General features: G+C 72.5%; 19 protein-coding genes. 10 read left to right on the top strand and 9 right to left on the bottom strand.

Features of this window, described 5'->3' with window-relative positions; all coding sequences use genetic code 11:
* The first annotated feature begins 33 nt into the window (after nucleotides 1-33).
* From IO36_RS17235 to IO36_RS17225, 3 genes are all read left to right on the top strand, one after another.
* Nucleotides 34-453: a VOC family protein gene (locus tag IO36_RS17235; protein ID WP_037620893.1), complete on the top strand. Its 420-nt coding sequence runs from the start codon at nucleotides 34-36 to the stop codon at nucleotides 451-453.
* A gap of 117 nt (nucleotides 454-570) precedes the next feature.
* Nucleotides 571-1407: an ATP-grasp domain-containing protein gene (locus IO36_RS17230; protein WP_037620891.1), complete on the top strand. Its 837-nt coding sequence runs from the start codon at nucleotides 571-573 to the stop codon at nucleotides 1405-1407.
* The gene (locus tag IO36_RS17225; RefSeq protein ID WP_051900585.1) at nucleotides 1404-2195 is read left to right on the top strand and encodes a VOC family protein; all 792 of its coding nucleotides are present in this window, start codon (nucleotides 1404-1406) and stop codon (nucleotides 2193-2195) included. The genes IO36_RS17230 and IO36_RS17225 overlap by 4 nt, the downstream gene beginning before the upstream one ends.
* A 185-nt stretch (nucleotides 2196-2380) precedes the next feature.
* Here the strand turns inward: IO36_RS17225 and IO36_RS17220 are convergent, their stop codons facing one another.
* The 7 genes from IO36_RS17220 to IO36_RS17190 all read right to left on the bottom strand — a co-directional run bounded on the left by IO36_RS17220 (nucleotide 2381) and on the right by IO36_RS17190 (nucleotide 8172).
* Nucleotides 2381-2728, bottom strand: coding sequence for a DUF952 domain-containing protein (locus IO36_RS17220; RefSeq protein ID WP_037621003.1), 348 nt, complete (start codon nucleotides 2726-2728; stop codon nucleotides 2381-2383).
* 10 nt (nucleotides 2729-2738) lie between these two features.
* Nucleotides 2739-3965 carry an RNA polymerase sigma factor gene (locus IO36_RS17215; protein ID WP_037620889.1) on the bottom strand — a complete coding sequence of 409 codons (1227 nt, stop codon included), beginning with the start codon at nucleotides 3963-3965 and terminating at the stop codon, nucleotides 2739-2741.
* A 5-nt stretch (nucleotides 3966-3970) separates the two neighbouring features.
* Nucleotides 3971-4384 (bottom strand): YciI family protein, encoded by a 414-nt coding sequence (locus IO36_RS17210; RefSeq protein ID WP_037620884.1) that lies wholly within the window; start codon nucleotides 4382-4384, stop codon nucleotides 3971-3973.
* A 139-nt stretch (nucleotides 4385-4523) separates the two neighbouring features.
* Nucleotides 4524-4736 (bottom strand): hypothetical protein, encoded by a 213-nt coding sequence (locus IO36_RS17205; RefSeq protein WP_037620882.1) that lies wholly within the window; start codon nucleotides 4734-4736, stop codon nucleotides 4524-4526.
* A gap of 50 nt (nucleotides 4737-4786) precedes the next feature.
* Entirely contained in the window at nucleotides 4787-5413 is a 627-nt protein-coding gene (locus IO36_RS17200; RefSeq protein ID WP_037620879.1) for a GNAT family N-acetyltransferase, read from the bottom strand.
* 216 nt (nucleotides 5414-5629) lie between these two features.
* Complete coding sequence (locus IO36_RS17195; RefSeq protein ID WP_037620877.1) at nucleotides 5630-6775, bottom strand: family 2 encapsulin nanocompartment cargo protein polyprenyl transferase; 1146 nt, start codon at nucleotides 6773-6775, stop codon at nucleotides 5630-5632.
* Nucleotides 6766-8172 carry a family 2B encapsulin nanocompartment shell protein gene (locus tag IO36_RS17190; protein WP_037620873.1) on the bottom strand — a complete coding sequence of 469 codons (1407 nt, stop codon included), beginning with the start codon at nucleotides 8170-8172 and terminating at the stop codon, nucleotides 6766-6768. The genes IO36_RS17195 and IO36_RS17190 overlap by 10 nt, the downstream gene beginning before the upstream one ends.
* 260 nt (nucleotides 8173-8432) lie before the next feature.
* On the opposite strand from IO36_RS17190, the gene IO36_RS17180 reads away from it, so the two are divergent.
* Nucleotides 8433-9023 carry an N-acetylmuramoyl-L-alanine amidase gene (locus IO36_RS17180; protein ID WP_037620869.1) on the top strand — a complete coding sequence of 197 codons (591 nt, stop codon included), beginning with the start codon at nucleotides 8433-8435 and terminating at the stop codon, nucleotides 9021-9023.
* A 520-nt stretch (nucleotides 9024-9543) separates the two neighbouring features.
* Entirely contained in the window at nucleotides 9544-10491 is a 948-nt protein-coding gene (locus tag IO36_RS17175; protein ID WP_037621002.1) for a 1-aminocyclopropane-1-carboxylate deaminase/D-cysteine desulfhydrase, read from the top strand.
* Here IO36_RS17175 and IO36_RS17170 read toward each other — a convergent pair.
* Nucleotides 10473-12068, bottom strand: coding sequence for a Na+/H+ antiporter (locus tag IO36_RS17170; protein WP_037620868.1), 1596 nt, complete (start codon nucleotides 12066-12068; stop codon nucleotides 10473-10475). The two genes, IO36_RS17175 and IO36_RS17170, sit on opposite strands and share 19 nt — an antisense overlap.
* Before the next feature lie 62 nt (nucleotides 12069-12130).
* Here IO36_RS17170 and IO36_RS17165 point away from each other — a divergent pair, with 62 nt between their 5' ends.
* The 3 genes from IO36_RS17165 (at nucleotide 12131) to IO36_RS17155 (ending at nucleotide 14279) form a co-directional block, all read left to right on the top strand.
* A complete protein-coding gene (locus IO36_RS17165; RefSeq protein WP_037620866.1) occupies nucleotides 12131-12391 on the top strand; it encodes a UBP-type zinc finger domain-containing protein in 261 nt (86 codons plus the stop codon).
* Between the two features lie 284 nt (nucleotides 12392-12675).
* Entirely contained in the window at nucleotides 12676-13089 is a 414-nt protein-coding gene (locus IO36_RS17160) for an ATP-binding protein (protein WP_037621001.1), read from the top strand.
* Nucleotides 13086-14279, top strand: coding sequence for an RNA polymerase sigma factor SigF (locus tag IO36_RS17155; RefSeq protein WP_107065728.1), 1194 nt, complete (start codon nucleotides 13086-13088; stop codon nucleotides 14277-14279). The genes IO36_RS17160 and IO36_RS17155 overlap by 4 nt, the downstream gene beginning before the upstream one ends.
* 26 nt (nucleotides 14280-14305) lie before the next feature.
* On the opposite strand, the gene IO36_RS17150 is transcribed toward IO36_RS17155, so the two are convergent.
* A complete protein-coding gene (locus tag IO36_RS17150; protein ID WP_037620864.1) occupies nucleotides 14306-14767 on the bottom strand; it encodes a hypothetical protein in 462 nt (153 codons plus the stop codon).
* 170 nt (nucleotides 14768-14937) lie between these two features.
* On the opposite strand from IO36_RS17150, the gene IO36_RS17145 reads away from it, so the two are divergent.
* Together IO36_RS17145 and IO36_RS17140 are read left to right on the top strand one after the other, a co-directional pair.
* The gene (locus IO36_RS17145) at nucleotides 14938-15906 is read left to right on the top strand and encodes a diacylglycerol/lipid kinase family protein (protein ID WP_037620863.1); all 969 of its coding nucleotides are present in this window, start codon (nucleotides 14938-14940) and stop codon (nucleotides 15904-15906) included.
* A 319-nt stretch (nucleotides 15907-16225) separates the two neighbouring features.
* Nucleotides 16226-16483, top strand: coding sequence for a WhiB family transcriptional regulator (locus tag IO36_RS17140; RefSeq protein WP_006380970.1), 258 nt, complete (start codon nucleotides 16226-16228; stop codon nucleotides 16481-16483).
* The last annotated feature ends 84 nt before the right edge of the window (nucleotides 16484-16567 follow it).

The following is a 16567-nucleotide window of genomic DNA, read 5'->3' as shown; positions in this document are numbered from 1 at the left end:
CCGCCGTCCGGACGCACGACCTAGGTTGGACGTATGGATCTGAAACTGTCCCAGTGCTTCATCTCCGTCGACGACCACGACAAGGCGCTCGCCTTCTACCGTGACGTGCTCGGCCTGGAGGTCCGGGGCGACGTCGGGTTCGAGGGGATGCGGTGGGTCACCGTCGCCTCGCCGCTCCAGCCGGACGTGGAGATCGTCCTGGAACCCCCGGCGGCCGACCCGGACGCGTCTCCCGCGGACAAGCTGGCCATGGCCCAGCTGCTGGCCAAGGGGATGCTCCGCGGAGTGATCTTCGCGACGACCGACTGCGACGAACTGTTCGAGCGGGTCCAGGCCTCGGGCGCCGAGGTCGTCCAGGAGCCCGAGGACCAGCCGTACGGCCTGCGGGACTGCGCGTTCCGCGACCCCGCGGGCAATCTGCTGCGCTTCACCCAGAAGCGCCCCGCCGGCTGACCGGGACGGCGGGGGCGGCGCGAGGACGGGATCGCGCGGGAGGGACACTACGTCCGTGGTCGCACGGGCGGGGTCCGTCCGCGCGGCGAACCGTCCGAACGCTTCGAGGAGCCACCCGTGCCGTCAGCGCGCCCCCGTGTCCTGTTCGTCAGCGACCTGGCCTATCCGGCCAAGGGGCGGCGCTACTGCGACGAGGACATCGCCCTGACCTCGCGGCTGCGCGAGGAGTTCGACATCGCCGTCTGCCATCCGCTCGACGCGGCCGCGCTGATGACCGGCTTCGACGCCGTGGTCGTCCGCAACAGCGGACCGGTCCTGCACCACCAGGCCGCCTACGACGCGTTCCGCGAGCGGGCGCTCGCCGAGGGCGTCCGCGTCTACAACCAGCTGTCGGGCAAGGGCGACATGGCCGGCAAGGGCTACCTGCTCGAGCTGACCGCGGCCGGGTTCCCCGTCATCCCGACCATCGACCGCGCCGAGGACCTGCACCTGCTGCCCGAGGCCGACCTGTACGCGGTGAAGCCGAGGCAGGGGGCCGACTCCATCGGCCTGGAGTTCGTGCCGAGCGAGAGGCTCGCGGGGCTGCCGTTCGGCGACCTCCTCGTCCAGCCGCGCATCGCCTTCCGCTACGAGGTGTCGTTCTACTTCGTCGACGACACCCTGCAGTACGCCCTGTACGCGCCCGACCCGGAGCGGCGCTGGGACCTGGAACCCTACGAACCGACCGACGAGGAGCGGGAGTTCGCGCAGCGGTTCGTCGACTGGAACGACATCGCGTACGGCATCCAGCGCGTGGACGCCTGCCGCGCCCCCGGCGGTGAGCTGCTGCTCGTCGAGCTCGAGGACCTCAACCCGTATCTGTCCCTGGACGTCCTCTCCCCCGAGGCCCGGGACTCCTTCGTCGCGCGGATGACGACGTCGCTGCGCGCCCTGATCGCACAGGAGACGGTATGAACCAGGACGGCGCTCCGGGGGACGGCCCTTCGTCCGCCACGGGCCCGGTCATCCGGTGGACCCACGTCTTCGTCGACCGGCCGGCCGCCGGTCTCGGGTCCGCGCTCGGTTTCTGGACGGCGGTCACCGGTACGAAGCTGTCCGAACCCCGGGGAGAGCGGGGTGAGTTCGTGACGCTGCTGCCCGGCGACGGCGACGCGTACGTCAAGGCGCAGGGAGTCGAGGAGGGCCCCGGGGGCGCGCACGTCTGTCTGTCCGTGGACGACGTGCCGGCGCTGGTGGAGTGGGCGCTGCGGCTGGGGGCGGGGCTCGTCGCGGACCACCGGGAGTGGGCCGTGCTGCGCTCGCCCGGCGGCCAGCCGTTCTGCGCGGTGCCCTGGAAGGGGGAGTCGGTGCGGCCGCGGGTCACCGAGGGGCCGGACGGGGCGACGAGCCGGCTCGACCAGGTGAGCATCGACCTGGCGCCGGACGTCTTCGACACCGAGGCCGTCTTCTGGGGCCGCCTCACGGGCTGGGAGTCGCTCCCCGGCGCGTTCCCGGAGTTCCATCTGATCAGGCCGCCCGCCGAACTGCCGGTGCGCATCCTGTTGCAGCGGCTGGGTACGGAACGCACCACGTCGGCGCACCTGGACCTCGCCTGCTCGGACGTCGAGGCGGTCCGGGCCGGCCACGAGGCCCTCGGGGCCACGACGGTCGGCCACGGCGCGCGCTGGACCGTGATGCGGGACCCCGTCGGCGGCGTCTACTGCCTGACCGGCCGCGATCCGGCGACGGGCAGTCTGCCGTAGCGCGGGACGGCGAGGGTCCGGGGTGCCCAGGACCGCAGCGCCGGATGCCGTGGGCCCGGGACCACGGCGTCCTGCCCCGGCCAACGATCATGGCGGCCGGCCGGAGCCCGGACGGCGGCGGCCTGCCGGAGCCCGGCGACCGCGACCGGACCGGTGGGGTCGGGCCGGGGCCGGACCGCCTGGGGTCAGGCCGGAGCCGGGCCGCCGTGGTCCCACACCTCCACGTCCACGACGGCGTCGGTCTCGATCGGCCCGTAGACGTGCGGGAACTCCTCCCCGCCCGGCTTCATCGCCTCGAAGCGGACCGGCGCGGTGAGCCGGTCGGCGTCGATCACGAGGACCACCAGCTCGTCCGGGCCGGTGTAGGAGCCGTACACCATGGCCGCCACGGCGGGGAGCTGGCCGCGCAGCGAGCAGTGGATGAAGCCCTCCTCCGCGAGGGTCCGCCCCCGGGTGGAGATCTCGAAGGTGCCCGACGCGCGGGCGGCGTCCCACAGGGAACGCTCGGTCAGATGCAGCAAGGGTTCGGACATGCGGACCACGCTACGCACGCAGCCGGGCCGCACGCACTTCCAAATAGCGGCGCTCGGGCAGGCTGAGGGTCCCGGCAGCGGCCGACGCGTAGGCGGCCCTGGCCGCGGCCGCGTCGCCGGCGCGCTCCAGCAGATGACCGCGGACCGCGTCCAGCCGGTGGCCCGCCGCCGACGCGCCCTCCAGCCGGTCGAGTTCGGCGAGGGCGGCGCGCGGTCCGTGCACCATGGCCACCGCGACGGCCCGGTTGAGGTGTTCGACCGGTCCCGGGACCCGGCGGACGAGGAGGTCGTACAGGCCGAGGATCTCGTTCCAGTCCGTCGCCTCCGGCGAGGGGGCCTCGTCGTGGACCGCGGCGATGGCGGCCCGGAGCGCGTAGGGGCCGGCCGGTCCGAGCGCGAGCGCCCCGGTCACCAGCGCCACCCCCTCCTCGATCGCCGCGCCGTCCCAGCGGGTGCGGTCCTGTTCGTCGAGGGGGACGAGCTCACCGTGCGGACCGGTGCGCGCTCCGCGCCGGGCGTCGGTGAGCAGCATCAGCGCGAGCAGTCCGGCCACTTCGCCCTCCTCGGGCAGCAGTTGCCGGACCGTGCGTGTCAACCGGATTGCCTCGTGGGCGAGTTCGGCCCGCTGGAGCGCGGTGCCCGAGGTGGCCGTGTAGCCCTCGTTGAAGATCAGGTAGAGGGTGTGCAGGACTGCGGGAAGCCGCTGCTCCCAGTGGTCGGGGCGGGTGAGTCCGGCGCCGCGGATCCGCTGCTTGGCCCGGCTGATCCGCTGCGCCATGGTCGCCTCGGGAATCAGGTAGGCCCGGGCGATCTCGGCCGTGGTCAGGCCGCCGACCGCGCGCAGGGTGAGGGCGATCTGCGCGGGCGGGGACAGTGCGGGGTCGCAGCACAGGAACAGGAGGGAGAGGGTGTCGTCCTGGGACGGGGCGCGGTCCGTGCCGGGCGGCGGGGCCGTGAAGGCGTCCCGCGGGGTCAGCGCCGCGGCCTTCTCCTCGCGCAGCCGCCGCGCCTCCTCGGCGCGCAGGGCGTCCACGAGCCGGCGGGAGGCGACCTTGATCAGCCAGCCGCGCGGGTTGTCCGGCACGCCGTGGGCGGGCCACTGCCCGGCGGCCGCGAGCAGCGCCTCCTGCGTGGCGTCCTCGGCCGCGTCGAAGTGGCCGTAGCGGCGGACGAGCGCGCCGAGGACCTGCGGCGCGTGGCGGCGCAGCAGGTCCTCGGTCGTGTTCGTGCCCGGCATCCCGCTCAGAGGTCCCCGGCACCGTCCTGGATGGGCCGGATGACGACCGGGCGGCCGGTGGCGCCCTCGGGGCCCGGGCAGTGGGTGACGCGTTCGGCGATCTCGGTGACCCGTTCCAGGCTCGCGCAGTCGACCACCCAGTAGCCGGCCATCAGCTCCTTGGTCTCGCTGTAGGGGCCGTCGGTGATCACGGCCTTGCCGTCGGGGCCCAGGGACACCTGGCGGGCCCGCGCGGGATCGGTCAGCCCCTGGGCGTCGACGAGCTCGCCGGACTCGGAGAGGTCGTCGCCGATCGCGCCCATGTAGGCGTACATGGCCTGGAGTTCCTGCTCGCTCCAGGCGGGTGCGTGCTCGGAGGCGTTGCCCCGCATGCCCTCGTAGTCGGCCTGGGTTCCCTGCACCATCACCAGGTACTTCATGAGTCCGCTCCTTCGGCTTCCTCGGTCCGGACCGCCCGTGGTGGGCGGCTCTCACAGGAGACGTCGGAGCCGGCCCGCGGTTCTCTACACGTCGGTGCCCGTCTCTTTCGTGTCGTCGTGCCGGGGGGTGCGGTGCGCGTCAGGACTGCTCCGCCGCGGTCTCCCGCGGCAGGCCGTCCCCGTGCCCCCGGTCCCGCTCGTGTCCGGGCTCGTACACGTAGGCCGCGCAGTCCGGGTTGTGGCAGGGGCCGGGGCCCCACTTGGGCACCCAGGCGCCCAGGGTCTTGTACCGGTGCACGGTCGTGGCGACGGACTGCCCGCATTCGGGACATACATGCTCATCGGTGCCCATGCCTTCAGGGTAGGACGGGGGCCTCCCCACTTCCTGTCGTACGCCCGGGATCAGTCCCGTACGAGCGGACGCGGCTCGCGCCACATCGGCCACATCCGCGGACCGCCGGGAAGGTCGAGGGGGCTGCCCTCGGGCTCGAAGCCGAGCCGTTCGTACAGCGCGCGGCTGCGGGCGTTGCTGGCCTCCAGATAGGCGGCGAGGCCCTCCCGGTCGCAGCGGTCGAGGACCGACTCGATCAGCGCGCGGCCGAGCCCCTGGCCCTGGCGCTCCGGTGCCACCCCGATCATCCACAGGTACGCGTGGGCCCGCCCCTCGGGGTGGACGCCGGCCGTCAGCCGGCCGATCTGTTCTACGCGTTCGTTGTCCGGGTCGACGGCCGCGCGCAGTTCGGCGGGACCGTCCTCGGCGTCCCCCTGTCCGTCCCCGCCGTCGTGCTGCGCGGCGGCGGGGACGGACAGCCACAGGGCGCACGCGGAACCGTCCTCGGCCAGATCGATGCGCCCCTCGGCGAGGACGACGTCGGTGAAGGCCGCCATCAGCGCGGGGTGCTTCGCGCGCCGGTGCGCCGGGGTGGGGAACACCCAGTTGCTCACCGGATCGTCCTGGAAGGCCTCGTCCAGCAGCCGGACGACCAGTTCCCGGTCCGTCTCCCCCGCCACCCGGATCGCCACACCCATGACCAGCCCCGCCTCTCGCCCAACCAGCCTCGAACGTACGGGGGTTGAGCCTATTACGGGCCGGAGTCGGCCCATCGCCCCCGGGGTGCGTCCGGAGGCGCGGGCCCCGGGCGCCGTGGGGACGCGCGGGGCCCGCCCGCCGGAGCCGGGCGGCGCACGGACGTCAGGTGCCGTGCGCCGCCCGGGCTCCGGAGCCGTCGGCCGGCGCGGGGCCGGTCAGCTGCTGCGCCGCGTCACGTACTCGGCCAGGGCGAGCAGGCCGCCCGCCGCCTCGGGGTCGGGAACCGCCCGGGACAGTTCGTGCATCGCCCGGGACATCCGGTCGGCCGCCTGGATCTGTGCCCAGTCGCGCCCTCCCGCCCGTTCGACGGCCAGTACGGTGCGCTCCAACTCCCCTTCCTGGTAGGGCGCCGCGTAGAGCGCGGCGAGTTCGGCGGCCGCCGGGGTGCCCGAGGTGAGCGCGGCGACCACGGGCAGCGACTTCTTGCGGGCGGCGAGGTCCGCTCCGGCCGGTTTGCCGGTGCGGGACGGGTCTCCCCAGATCCCGATCACGTCGTCGATCAGCTGGAAGGCGAGTCCCGCCTCCCTGCCGAACGCGTCGAGCGCGTCGACGTCCTCGGTGTCCGCCCCCGCGTACAGCCCGCCGATGGCGCAGGCGCTGCCGAGCAGGGCACCGGTCTTCGCCTCGGCCATGGCGAGGCACTCGTCGAGGGTGACCTCGTGCGGGCCGAGTTTCTCCATGGCCGTGTCCGTGTGCTGTCCGGCGCACAGCTCGACGACACAGCCCGCGAGCCGCGCGGCGGCCGCCGGGGACGCGGGGTGCGGGTCCTCGGCGAGCAGTCGCAGGGCCAGGGCCTGCATCGCGTCCCCGGCGAGGATCGCGTCGGCGTCGCCGAACACGGTCCACGCGGTGGGACGGTGTCTTCGGGTGGTGTCCCGGTCCATGACGTCGTCGTGGAGCAGGGTGAAGTTGTGGATCAGCTCCACGGCGGCGGCCGCCCGTACGGCGCTCGTGTGCGCTCCGCCGAGCGCTTGGACCGCGCTCAGCACGAGCGCGGGCCGGATGGCCTTCCCGGCGTTCCCGGTCCCCGGGGTGCCGTCCGCCTGCTCCCAGCCGAAGTGGTAGAGCGCGATCCGGCGCATCGAGCCCGGCAGCGAGTCCAGGGCCCGGCGCAGTTCGGGGTCGACGACCGCCCGGGCCCGTTCCAGGACGGCCGCGGCCTCCTGTGCGTCGGGCGGGTCCGGCGGCACCTGTCCGTCGCCGGGCCGGGCGCCGGGACCGCGCCGGTCGGCGGTGCCCGCCGGGCGGCGCCCGGCGGGAATCCCGGCCGCCGACTGGCGGGTCCGGGTCGTCACCGCCATCGGCCGATCTCGACGTTCTCCAGGATGCCGAGGGCGTCCGGGACGAGGACCGCGGCCGAATAGTAGGCCGTCACCAGGTAGGAGATGATCGCCTGCTCGTTGATGCCCATGAAGCGCACCGACAGGCTCGGCTCGATCTCGTCCGGGATGCCCGCCTGCTGGAGCCCGACGACTCCCTGTTCGGCCTCGCCGGTACGCATGGCGATGATCGAGGTCGTCCGGGCGTCGCTGACCGGGATCTTGTTGCACGGGAAGATCGGTACCCCGCGCCAGGTCGGGATGCGGTTGCCCGCCACCTCGATGCTCTCGGGGACCAGTCCGCGCTTGTTCAGTTCACGGCCGAACGCGGAGATCGCGCGCGGATGGGCGAGGAACAGCTTGGTGCCCCGACGGCGGCTGAGCAGCTCGTCCATGTCGTCCGGGCTCGGCACGCCGTCGTGCGGCTGGAGCCGCTGGTCGTACTCGCAGTTGTTGAGCAGGCCGAACTCGCGGTTGTTGACGAGTTCGTGCTCCTGGCGTTCCTTCAGCGCCTCCACGGTGAGCCGCAGCTGCTGCTCGGTCTGGTTCATCGGCTGGTTGTAGAGGTCGGCCACACGGGTGTGCAGCCGCAGGACGGTCTGGGCGATGCTCAGTTCGTACTCGCGCGGGGACGCCTCGTAGTCGACGAAGGTGCCCGGGATGTCCTGCTCGCCGGTGTGGCCGGCCGCGAGGTCGATCTCCTTCTCGCCGTACTTGTTGGTGCGCTGCGACGGGATCGCGCGCAGTTCGCGCAGGTGGGCGTGCAGGGACTCGGAGCGCTCCGCCACCTGTTCGAGGTCGTTGCGGGGCAGGACGAGCACGGTCACCGCCGTCACCGCGCGGGCCGTGTACTCCCAGATGGCCTCCGGGTCGATGAGCGACTGCTCGCCGAAGTAGGCGCCGTCGGCGAGGACGCCCAGCACCGCGTCGCCCCCGTAGGGACCGGTGCCGATCTTCTCGACCTTGCCGTGCGCGAGGAGGAACACCTCTTCGGCTCGGCTGCCGAACGAGGCCAGCACGTCCCCGGGCGCGAACTCCCGCTGCTGGCAGCGCTGGGCGAGCTCGCCGAGCACGTCGTGATCCTCGTACGACCGCAGCACGGACAGTTCTCCGAGTTCCGCGGGGATGACCTGGACGCGGTCGCCGGTCTTGACGAACGTCACCCGGCCGTCGCCCACGGAGTAGCTGAGCCGCCGGTTCACGCGGTACGTGCCACCCTGCACGTTCACCCACGGAAGCATGCGCAGCAGCCACCGTGAGCTGATCTCCTGCATCTGTGGCGCGGACTTGGTGGTGGTGGCCAGGTTCCGCGCGGCTGATGTGCCGAGACTCTGCTGCGGACGGTTCTGCTCCGCGCGGACCTCTTCGCCTACCGACATGAAAATTGCCCTCCCGGTCGTGCACTGATCTTCGCGGCCAAGCCTTTCATCACGGTGTGTGCTGATGCCATTACACGAATGAGGGGGAATGGATCACTCCGGACGTGGGCAGGGAGGGCCGGTTCCGCTTTTCGCGGGCCTGACCGGATCGGCTCGCACGCTGTGCGAACGGCTGGGTCCGGCCACCTGGCCGGATATAGAAGCTGCGGTACCAGACGGCCACGGCAGGGTGGCCGGCGTACAGCGCGAAGGAGTCGGCCATGGCATCGCCCATGTCCGCGGGCAGTTTCCTGGACCGGATCAGGGACGAAGGCGTCCGTGTCGTCGAGGTCGGCGACTGGGAGCACCACAACCGCAACCACAAGGGGCCGTGGGGGCCGGTGCACGGGGTGATGATCCACCACACGGTGACCTCCGGCGGCGCGCTCACCGTCGGACTGTGCCGCGAGGGCCGCGAGGACCTGCCGGGACCGCTGTGCCACGGGGTCATCACCAAGGACGGCGTCGTCCATCTCGTCGGCTACGGCCGCGCCAACCACGCGGGCCTCGGCGACGACGACGTACTGCGCGCGGTGATCGCCGAGCGGGCGCTGCCGCACGACAACGAGGCGAACACCGACGGCAACCGCCACTTCTACGGCTTCGAGTGCGAGAACCTCGGCGACGGCAAGGACCCGTGGCCCGAGGTGCAGCTCGACGCCATCGCCAAGGTCTGCGCCGCGATCTGCCGCTTCCACGGCTGGACGGAGCGCTCGGTCATCGGCCACCTGGAGTGGCAGCCCGGCAAGGTGGACCCCCGGGGCTTCACGATGAGCTTCCTGCGGGGTCGGGTCCGCGAACTCCTGAAGTGAGCCGAGCCGCCGGGGCCGAAGGCCGCCGGCCGACACCACGGCCCCGACGCCACGGCCCCGACGCCACGGCCCCGGCGGCCGGCGACCGCGGACGGGGACGGGGACGGGGACGGGGACCGCGAGGGCGAGCGCCGGCGGGCGGACACGGACGGCCGGAGTCACGGCCCCGGTGTCCGGCCACGCGTCCGGCGACCGCGGAGAGGTGAGCGCGCAGGGGCGACCGTGGACGACGGCCGGGGCGCACGGCCTCGTCCGGCCCCACGTCCGGCGCCCCTGGAGGGGCGACCGCGTACGAACGCCCGCGGACGGTGGCCAGGCGTTCGGCGCCGGCGTCCGGCACCCCTGGAGGGGCGACCGCGGACGGCGGCCGGGCCGACGGCCCCCACGTCCGGCACCCCCCGGACATGTGTCCGACAATGAGTCCGTGACCAGCCCCGACACCCCGGACCCCGCCGTCCCGGACGACGCCGGTGACCGGGCCGTCGGCACGCGCACGCCGACCGGCTCCCGGGGCCCGCGGGTGCCCGGCGCCCCGGACCCCGGTTCCCCCGGCCCGCCCCCGCGGCTCCCCTCACCCCTCGGGGACGTCGTGGACGAGCGGTTCGAGCGGTACGGGGTGCGGCTCGCGCTGAAGCGGGACGATCTGATCCACCCGGAGCTGATCGGCAACAAGTGGCGCAAGCTCACGCCGAACCTGGAGGCGGCGGCGGGCCGCACCTTGGTCACCTTCGGCGGCGCCTACTCGAACCACCTGCGCGCCACCGCCGCCGCGGGCCGGCTGCTGGGCCTGCCCACCCTGGGCGTGGTCCGCGGCCACGAACTGGCGGGCCGCCCCCTCAACCCCTCGCTGGCCCGCTGCGCCGCCGACGGCATGCGGCTCCATTTCGTCGACAGATCGACCTACCGGCACAAGACGGACCCCGGCACCCTGGCCGGGATCCTGCGCGCGACGGGCACCGAGGACGCGTACGTGGTGCCCGAGGGCGGCAGCAACGCCCTCGCCGTCCGGGGCTGCCTCGCGCTCGGCGAGGAGCTGCGGGAGGCAGGTGGCGTCGACGTGGCCGCCGTCGCCTGCGGCACCGGCGGCACCCTCGCCGGCCTGGCCGCGGGGCTCGGCCCGGGCCGGCGGACCCTGGGGATCCCGGTCGTGCGCGGTGGCTTCCTGGAGGCCGACACGACCGCACTCCAGCGGGCCGCGTTCGGCGCCCGGCGCGGGACCTGGTCCCTCGACGACCGCTTCCACTTCGGCGGCTACGCCCGCACCACGCCCGAACTCGACGCCTTCGCCGAGGACTTCGAGCAGCGGCACGGGCTGCCGGTCGAACGTCTCTATGTCGCCAAGATGCTCTACGGACTTGTCGCCCTCGCCGGGGAGGGGGCCTTCCCGCGCGGCACGACGGTGGCGGCGGTGATCACCGGAGCGCCGTTCCCCTCCGTGGGAGACGGGCCTCAGGCCGCCTCCCGGTAGGCCGCCGCCTCCTCCAGGTCCAGCCGCCGCAGCAGCGTGCGCAGCATCTCGTCGTCGATGTAGCGGTGGTCGCGCAGCCTGACGAAGACGTCGCGCTCGGTGCTGATCATCTCGCGGGACAGCCGGCGGTAGGTGTCGTCGGCGGTCTCCCCGGTGACCGGGTTGACCGCGCCGAGCCGCTCCCAGACGGCGTTGCGGCGCCGCTCCATGACCGTGCGCAGCCGCTCGGCGAGCGGCGGCGGCAGTTCGTTGCGCTCGTCGGCGAGGAGTGCGTCGAGGCGCTCCTCGGCGGCGCGGGAGGCCTGCGCCTGGGCGTTGGCCTCGGCGAGGGTCTCGGCCTGGGTGTCGCGTCCGGGCAGTTTCAGCAGCCGGATGAGCGGGGGCAGGGTCAGCCCCTGGACGACGAGGGTGCCGATGACGGTGGTGAAGGTCAGGAAGAGGATCAGGTTCCGGTCGGGGAAGGCGCCGCCGCCGTGCACGGTGAGCGGGATGGAGAAGGCGATGGCGAGGGAGACGACGCCGCGCATGCCGGCCCAGCCGATGACGAACGGCCCCTTCCAGGTGGGGTTCTCCTCGCGCTCGCGGATGCGCGCCGACACCAGGCGCGGCAGGAAGGTGGCGGGGTACACCCACACGAAGCGGGTGAGGACGACCACGAGGAAGAGGGCGACGGCGTACCAGGCGGCGCTGGTGCCCTCGTAGGCGCCGAGGCCCTTGAGGACGACCGGCAGCTGGAGTCCGATCAGCGCGAACACCGCGGACTCCAGGACGAAGGCGACCATCTTCCACACCGCCTCCTCCTGGAGCCGGGTCGCGAAGTCCACCTCCCAGGAGCGGTGCCCGAGGTAGAGCGCGACGACGACCACCGCGAGCACCCCGGAGGCGCCGAGCTGCTCGGCGATCCCGTAGGCGACGAACGGGATCAGCAGGGAGAGGGTGTTCTGCAGGAGCGCCTCGTTCATGTGGGTGCGCAGCCAGTGGATGGGGATCATCAGCACGAGTCCGACGGCCACCCCGCCGACCGCGGCGAGCAGGAACTCCCCGATGCCGCCGGCCCAGGTCGCGCCCTCGCCGACCGCCGCGGCGAGGGCGACCTTGTAGGCGGTGATCGCGGTCGCGTCGTTCACCAGGGACTCGCCCTGGAGGATCGTGGTGATCCGTGACGGCAGCCCGACCCGGCGGGCCACGGCGGTCGCGGCCACCGCGTCCGGCGGCGCGACCACGGCGCCGAGGACGAGGGCCGCGGGCAGCGGCAGGCCCGGCACCAGCAGATAGGCGGCCCAGCCGACCGCCAGGGTCGCGAAGAGCACGTAGCCGACCGACAGCAGCGCCACGGGCCGCAGCTGGGCCCTCAGGTCGAGGTAGGAGCTGTCCGTGGCGGCCGTGTACAGCAGCGGGGGCAGCACCAGCGGGAGCACGACCTCGGGGTCGAGTTCGTACGCGGGCACCCCGGGCAGGTACGAGACCAGCAGCGCCACGGCGACGATCAGCAGCGGCGCCGGGACGGGGGTGCGGCGGGCGGCCCCGGCGACCGCCGCGCTCCCCGCGACCAGCAACAGCAGTGGCAACACATCCATCGACTTCCGCCCGCCCTCTTTTTCCGCGCGGCATCCCGCACGCCCGACGTAACCTGGCAATCATGAAACAGTGCACGCACGCCGACGCGCTGCCGCAGCCCGAACCCGCCCCCGGGAGCGAGACCTGCCTGGAGTGCGTGGCCGCCGGTACCCACCCGGTGCAGCTCCGGCTGTGTCTGGAGTGCGGGCATCTCGCCTGTTGCGACTCCTCACCGCTGCGGCACGCCTCGGCCCACCACGACGACACCGGACATCCGATCATGCGCACGTTCGAGCAGGGGGAGAGCTGGCGCTGGTGTTTCGTGGACCACGTCCTCGTCTGAGCCGTGGATCGCGTCCGCGGGTGACCCACGATCCGGACGGTTCGACCCTCTGACGTCTGGGTACGTCAACCCGGCGCGCGCTCTTCCTATTTGGGGCCGCAGACCTCTAGCCACTGTCCGTACTCATGGGCTTACTATGAGTGACAGCAAGGGGCGGGGTCCCCAGGACAGGAAAGTCGGGAGCGCGGTAGCGTCACCGCAGAACGACGTAGCGCGTTACCCCGGGGGGCGACCCTCGGCCCCCGAAAGAGCTCGAACGAGCTTGTACCACCATGGAGGTGAGGGTGTCCCAGATCGCAGGCGAGCCCGCGACGAAGGACTTCGTGGAAGTCCGGCTGCCGGCCGCGGGTGCCTACCTGTCGGTACTGCGCACGGCCACGGCCGGGCTGGCGGCCCGTTTGGACTTCACCCTCGACGAGATCGAGGACCTGCGCATCGCGGTGGACGAGGCCTGCGCGATCCTGCTGCAGCAGGCCGTCCCCGGTTCGGTGCTCAGCTGTGTCTTCCGGCTGATCGACGACTCTCTCGAGGTCACGGTCTCGGCCCCGACCACCGACGGTCACGCTCCGTCACGTGACACCTTCGCGTGGACCGTCCTGTCCGCTCTCGCGGGCAAGGTCGACTCCACCGTGGCCGAGGACAGGACCGTGTCGATCAGCCTCTACAAACAACGCGGCGCGGGACCCGGGCCGGCGTGAGGAACGGGGACGGGCCGGTGCGGGACGAAGAGCGCGGCACACGGGAGCCTCCCGCGGAGCGCGCCGACGGTCCGGACGGGCCGCGGCACACGGCGGAGGGCGTCGACGGCATCCCCGAACAGGCCCGGCCGCATCCGGAGATCGGCGTCTCCTCGGTGGCAGCGGCGCAGCCGGGAGCCTTCCCCGTCCGGGGAGGTCCCCCCGGTTCGAGCGCGGCCGAGGACACGGGGGAAGAGCCTCGAGCTCGGGAAATGGTGACGGGCGGGACTATGAGCGAGCACGAGCGAAACGCGGAGCAGAACGTGCAGGGCGCGCAGCACGAGCGAAACGCCGAGGAGGTGCGGGGCGCGCAGCACGAGCCGGCCGAGCGAAACGCCGAGCAGGAGGTGCGGGCCGCGCAGCACGAGCCGGCCGAGCGGCACGTCCAGCACGACCCGCAGGACCGCAGCGGGGCGCGGGCGATGTTCGTCGAGCTGCGCAAGCTGCAGGACGGCAGCACCGAGTACGCGGAGCTGCGCAACCAGCTCGTCCGAATGCACCTGCCGCTCGTCGAGCACCTGGCCCGCCGCTTCCGCAACCGCGGTGAGCCGCTGGACGACCTGACCCAGGTCGCGACGATCGGGCTGATCAAGTCCGTCGACCGGTTCGACCCGGAGCGCGGGGTCGAGTTCTCGACCTACGCGACCCCGACGGTGGTCGGCGAGATCAAGCGGCACTTCCGTGACAAGGGCTGGGCGGTGCGCGTCCCGCGCCGGCTCCAGGAGCTGCGCCTCGCGCTGACCACGGCGACCGCGGAGCTCTCCCAGCTGCACGGCCGTTCCCCGACGGTCCACGAGCTGGCCGAGAAGCTGGCCATCTCGGAGGAGGAGGTCCTGGAGGGCCTGGAGTCCGCCAACGCGTACTCCACGCTGTCCCTGGACGTCCCGGACACGGACGACGAGTCCCCCGCGGTCGCGGACACCCTGGGCGCCGAGGACGAGGCGCTGGAGGGCGTCGAGTACCGCGAGTCGCTCAAGCCTCTCCTTGAGGACCTGCCGCCGCGGGAGAAGCGGATCCTGCTCCTTCGCTTCTTCGGCAACATGACGCAGTCGCAGATCGCGCAGGAGGTCGGCATCTCCCAGATGCACGTCTCGCGCCTGCTGGCCCGCACCCTGGCCCAGCTGCGGGAGAAGCTCCTCGTCGAGGAGTGAGCCCGGGGGCCTTCCCGAGGTCCCGCCTACTTCTCGTTCGGTGCGTCCTGCACGTCGCCGCCGGGCCCTCGGATTCCGAGGGCCCGTGTCGTCTCCGGGTGCACGAGCAGCACGAGGGCCGTCAGCGCGACGGCCGCGAGGGCGATCCCGGCGGGGATGGCGACGCTGTCGGCCTGGAGCAGGGTGTAGGCCACGGGCAGCGCCACGATCTGGGTGATGAGGGCGGGGCCCCGGCTCCAGGAGCGGCGCTGCAGCAGTCCGCGCGCGGCGAGCAGCGGGAGCAGCGCGAGCGCGATCAGCGTGACGCCGCCGGTGACGGCCTGCGTCCTGCTGTCGGGGTCGCCGGTGAGTCCGAGGACCAGGACGCAGACGCCGCCCGCCACGAGGGCGGTCCCCTCCAGCGCGGCCAGCGCCGCGGCGGCGGTCAGCCGGCCGGGACGGGGGGCGGGGCGGGGGGCGTCGGAAGTGGGATTCTGCTCACGGCTCACCCTCGAAGAGTAGCCGCCGGCTCCGGGCGCCCGAAGTGCCCGTGCCCGGGAACCGCACGGCTCCGGGCTTCGGGGACGTCGGATTCCTCACACCCGCGCCACCTGCGAACTCTTACTTGATCCCTACCTCGGTCTGGGACGAGTACCACCCAGTAGGTACGCTGCATCGCATGCGTGCACTTCTCGTGGTCAATCCGGCGGCAACCACCACGAGTGCGCGTACGCGTGACGTGCTGATCCACGCGCTGGCCAGTGAGATGAAACTGGAAGTGGTCACGACCGAGTACCGCGGGCACGCCCGGGACCTCGGCAGGGGGGCCGCCGACAGTGACGACATAGACCTGGTCGTGGCCCTCGGCGGCGACGGCACGGTCAACGAGGTCGTGAACGGTCTGCTGCACCGGGGCCCCGACCCCGAGCGCCTCCCGGGCCTGGCCGTGGTGCCCGGCGGCTCGACGAACGTCTTCGCCCGCGCCCTGGGCCTGCCGAACGACGCCGTGGAGGCGACCGGCGCCCTGCTGGACGCGCTGCGCGAGGAGCGCGAGCGCACCGTCGGCCTCGGTCTCGCCGCGGGAACCCCCGGCACCGAGGACGAGTCCGTCCCCGCCCGCTGGTTCACCTTCTGCGCCGGTCTCGGCTTCGACGCGGGCGTCGTGGGACGGGTCGAACAGCAGCGCGAACTCGGCCGGCGCTCCACGCACGCGCTGTATCTGCGCCAAGTGCTGCGGCAGTTTCTGGACGATCCGCACCGCCGGCGCGGAATGATCACCCTGGAGCGCCCCGGCGCCGACCCGGTGAGCGATCTGGTGCTGTCCATCATCTGCAACACCTCGCCGTGGACGTTTCTCGGCAATCGTCCGGTGTACGCGACGCCTAAGGCCTCGTTCGATACCGGACTCGACGTACTGGCACTCAGCCGCATGTCGACGCCCGCCGTCGCCCGGTATGCCACGCAGTTGCTCACTTCGTCCCCCGAGCGGGGCCCCCGCGGCAAGCACGCTGTCACTCTGCACGACCTGACCGACTTCACCTTGCATTCGAAGGTGCCGCTCCCCCTTCAGATGGACGGCGACCATCTGGGACTGCGCACGAGCGTGACGTTCACAGGCGTACGCCGTGCACTGCGTGTGATTGTGTGAGTGGAAGAGGCCAAACTCCTTTCACTCGAACGTTTAGGCCACGGTCCACCCCATGGAAGTACGGCTGTGACTCAGCCGACACCGAGGAATCAAAAAAAACTTTCCGGAAGGGGTTGTATCCGCCGCTGAGGTTTGCGAGTCTCTAGGTGGCGCTCGGGACGGCCCGCAAACATCGGCCCCACAGAGCACCGGAACCCCTCCTCAATTCACAGGACCACACCAGTCCGTCTGGTTGTCGGCCCTTCACTTGTTGAGGGATTCGTGAAAGCGTTCACATTCACAAGCAACGTGCATGTAATACCAAGGAGAGGTAGCAGCCATGGACTGGCGTCACAACGCCGTTTGCCGCGAGGAAGACCCCGAGCTCTTCTTCCCCATCGGCAACACCGGTCCTGCGCTGCTGCAGATCGAGGAAGCCAAGGCCGTCTGCCGCCGCTGCCCCGTCATGGAGCAGTGCCTGCAGTGGGCGCTCGAGTCCGGCCAGGACTCCGGCGTCTGGGGTGGCCTCAGCGAGGACGAGCGCCGCGCGATGAAGCGCCGTGCCGCCCGCAACCGAGCTCGTCAGGCCACCGCCTGACGTTCCACCCCGCACGAGCCTGAGCTTGGCGGCGCGTACAGCGAGTACGCAACTCCCGCCCCCGAGCCGCAGCGCGCAGTACCC

Origin of the sequence: Streptomyces aureus (assembly GCF_000725495.1) — a bacterium.
Classification (GTDB): Bacteria; Actinomycetota; Actinomycetes; order Streptomycetales; family Streptomycetaceae; genus Streptomyces; species Streptomyces aureus_B.
The sequence above is the reverse complement of the archived record's forward strand: the minus strand, read 5'-3'. Positions and strand labels throughout refer to the sequence as shown.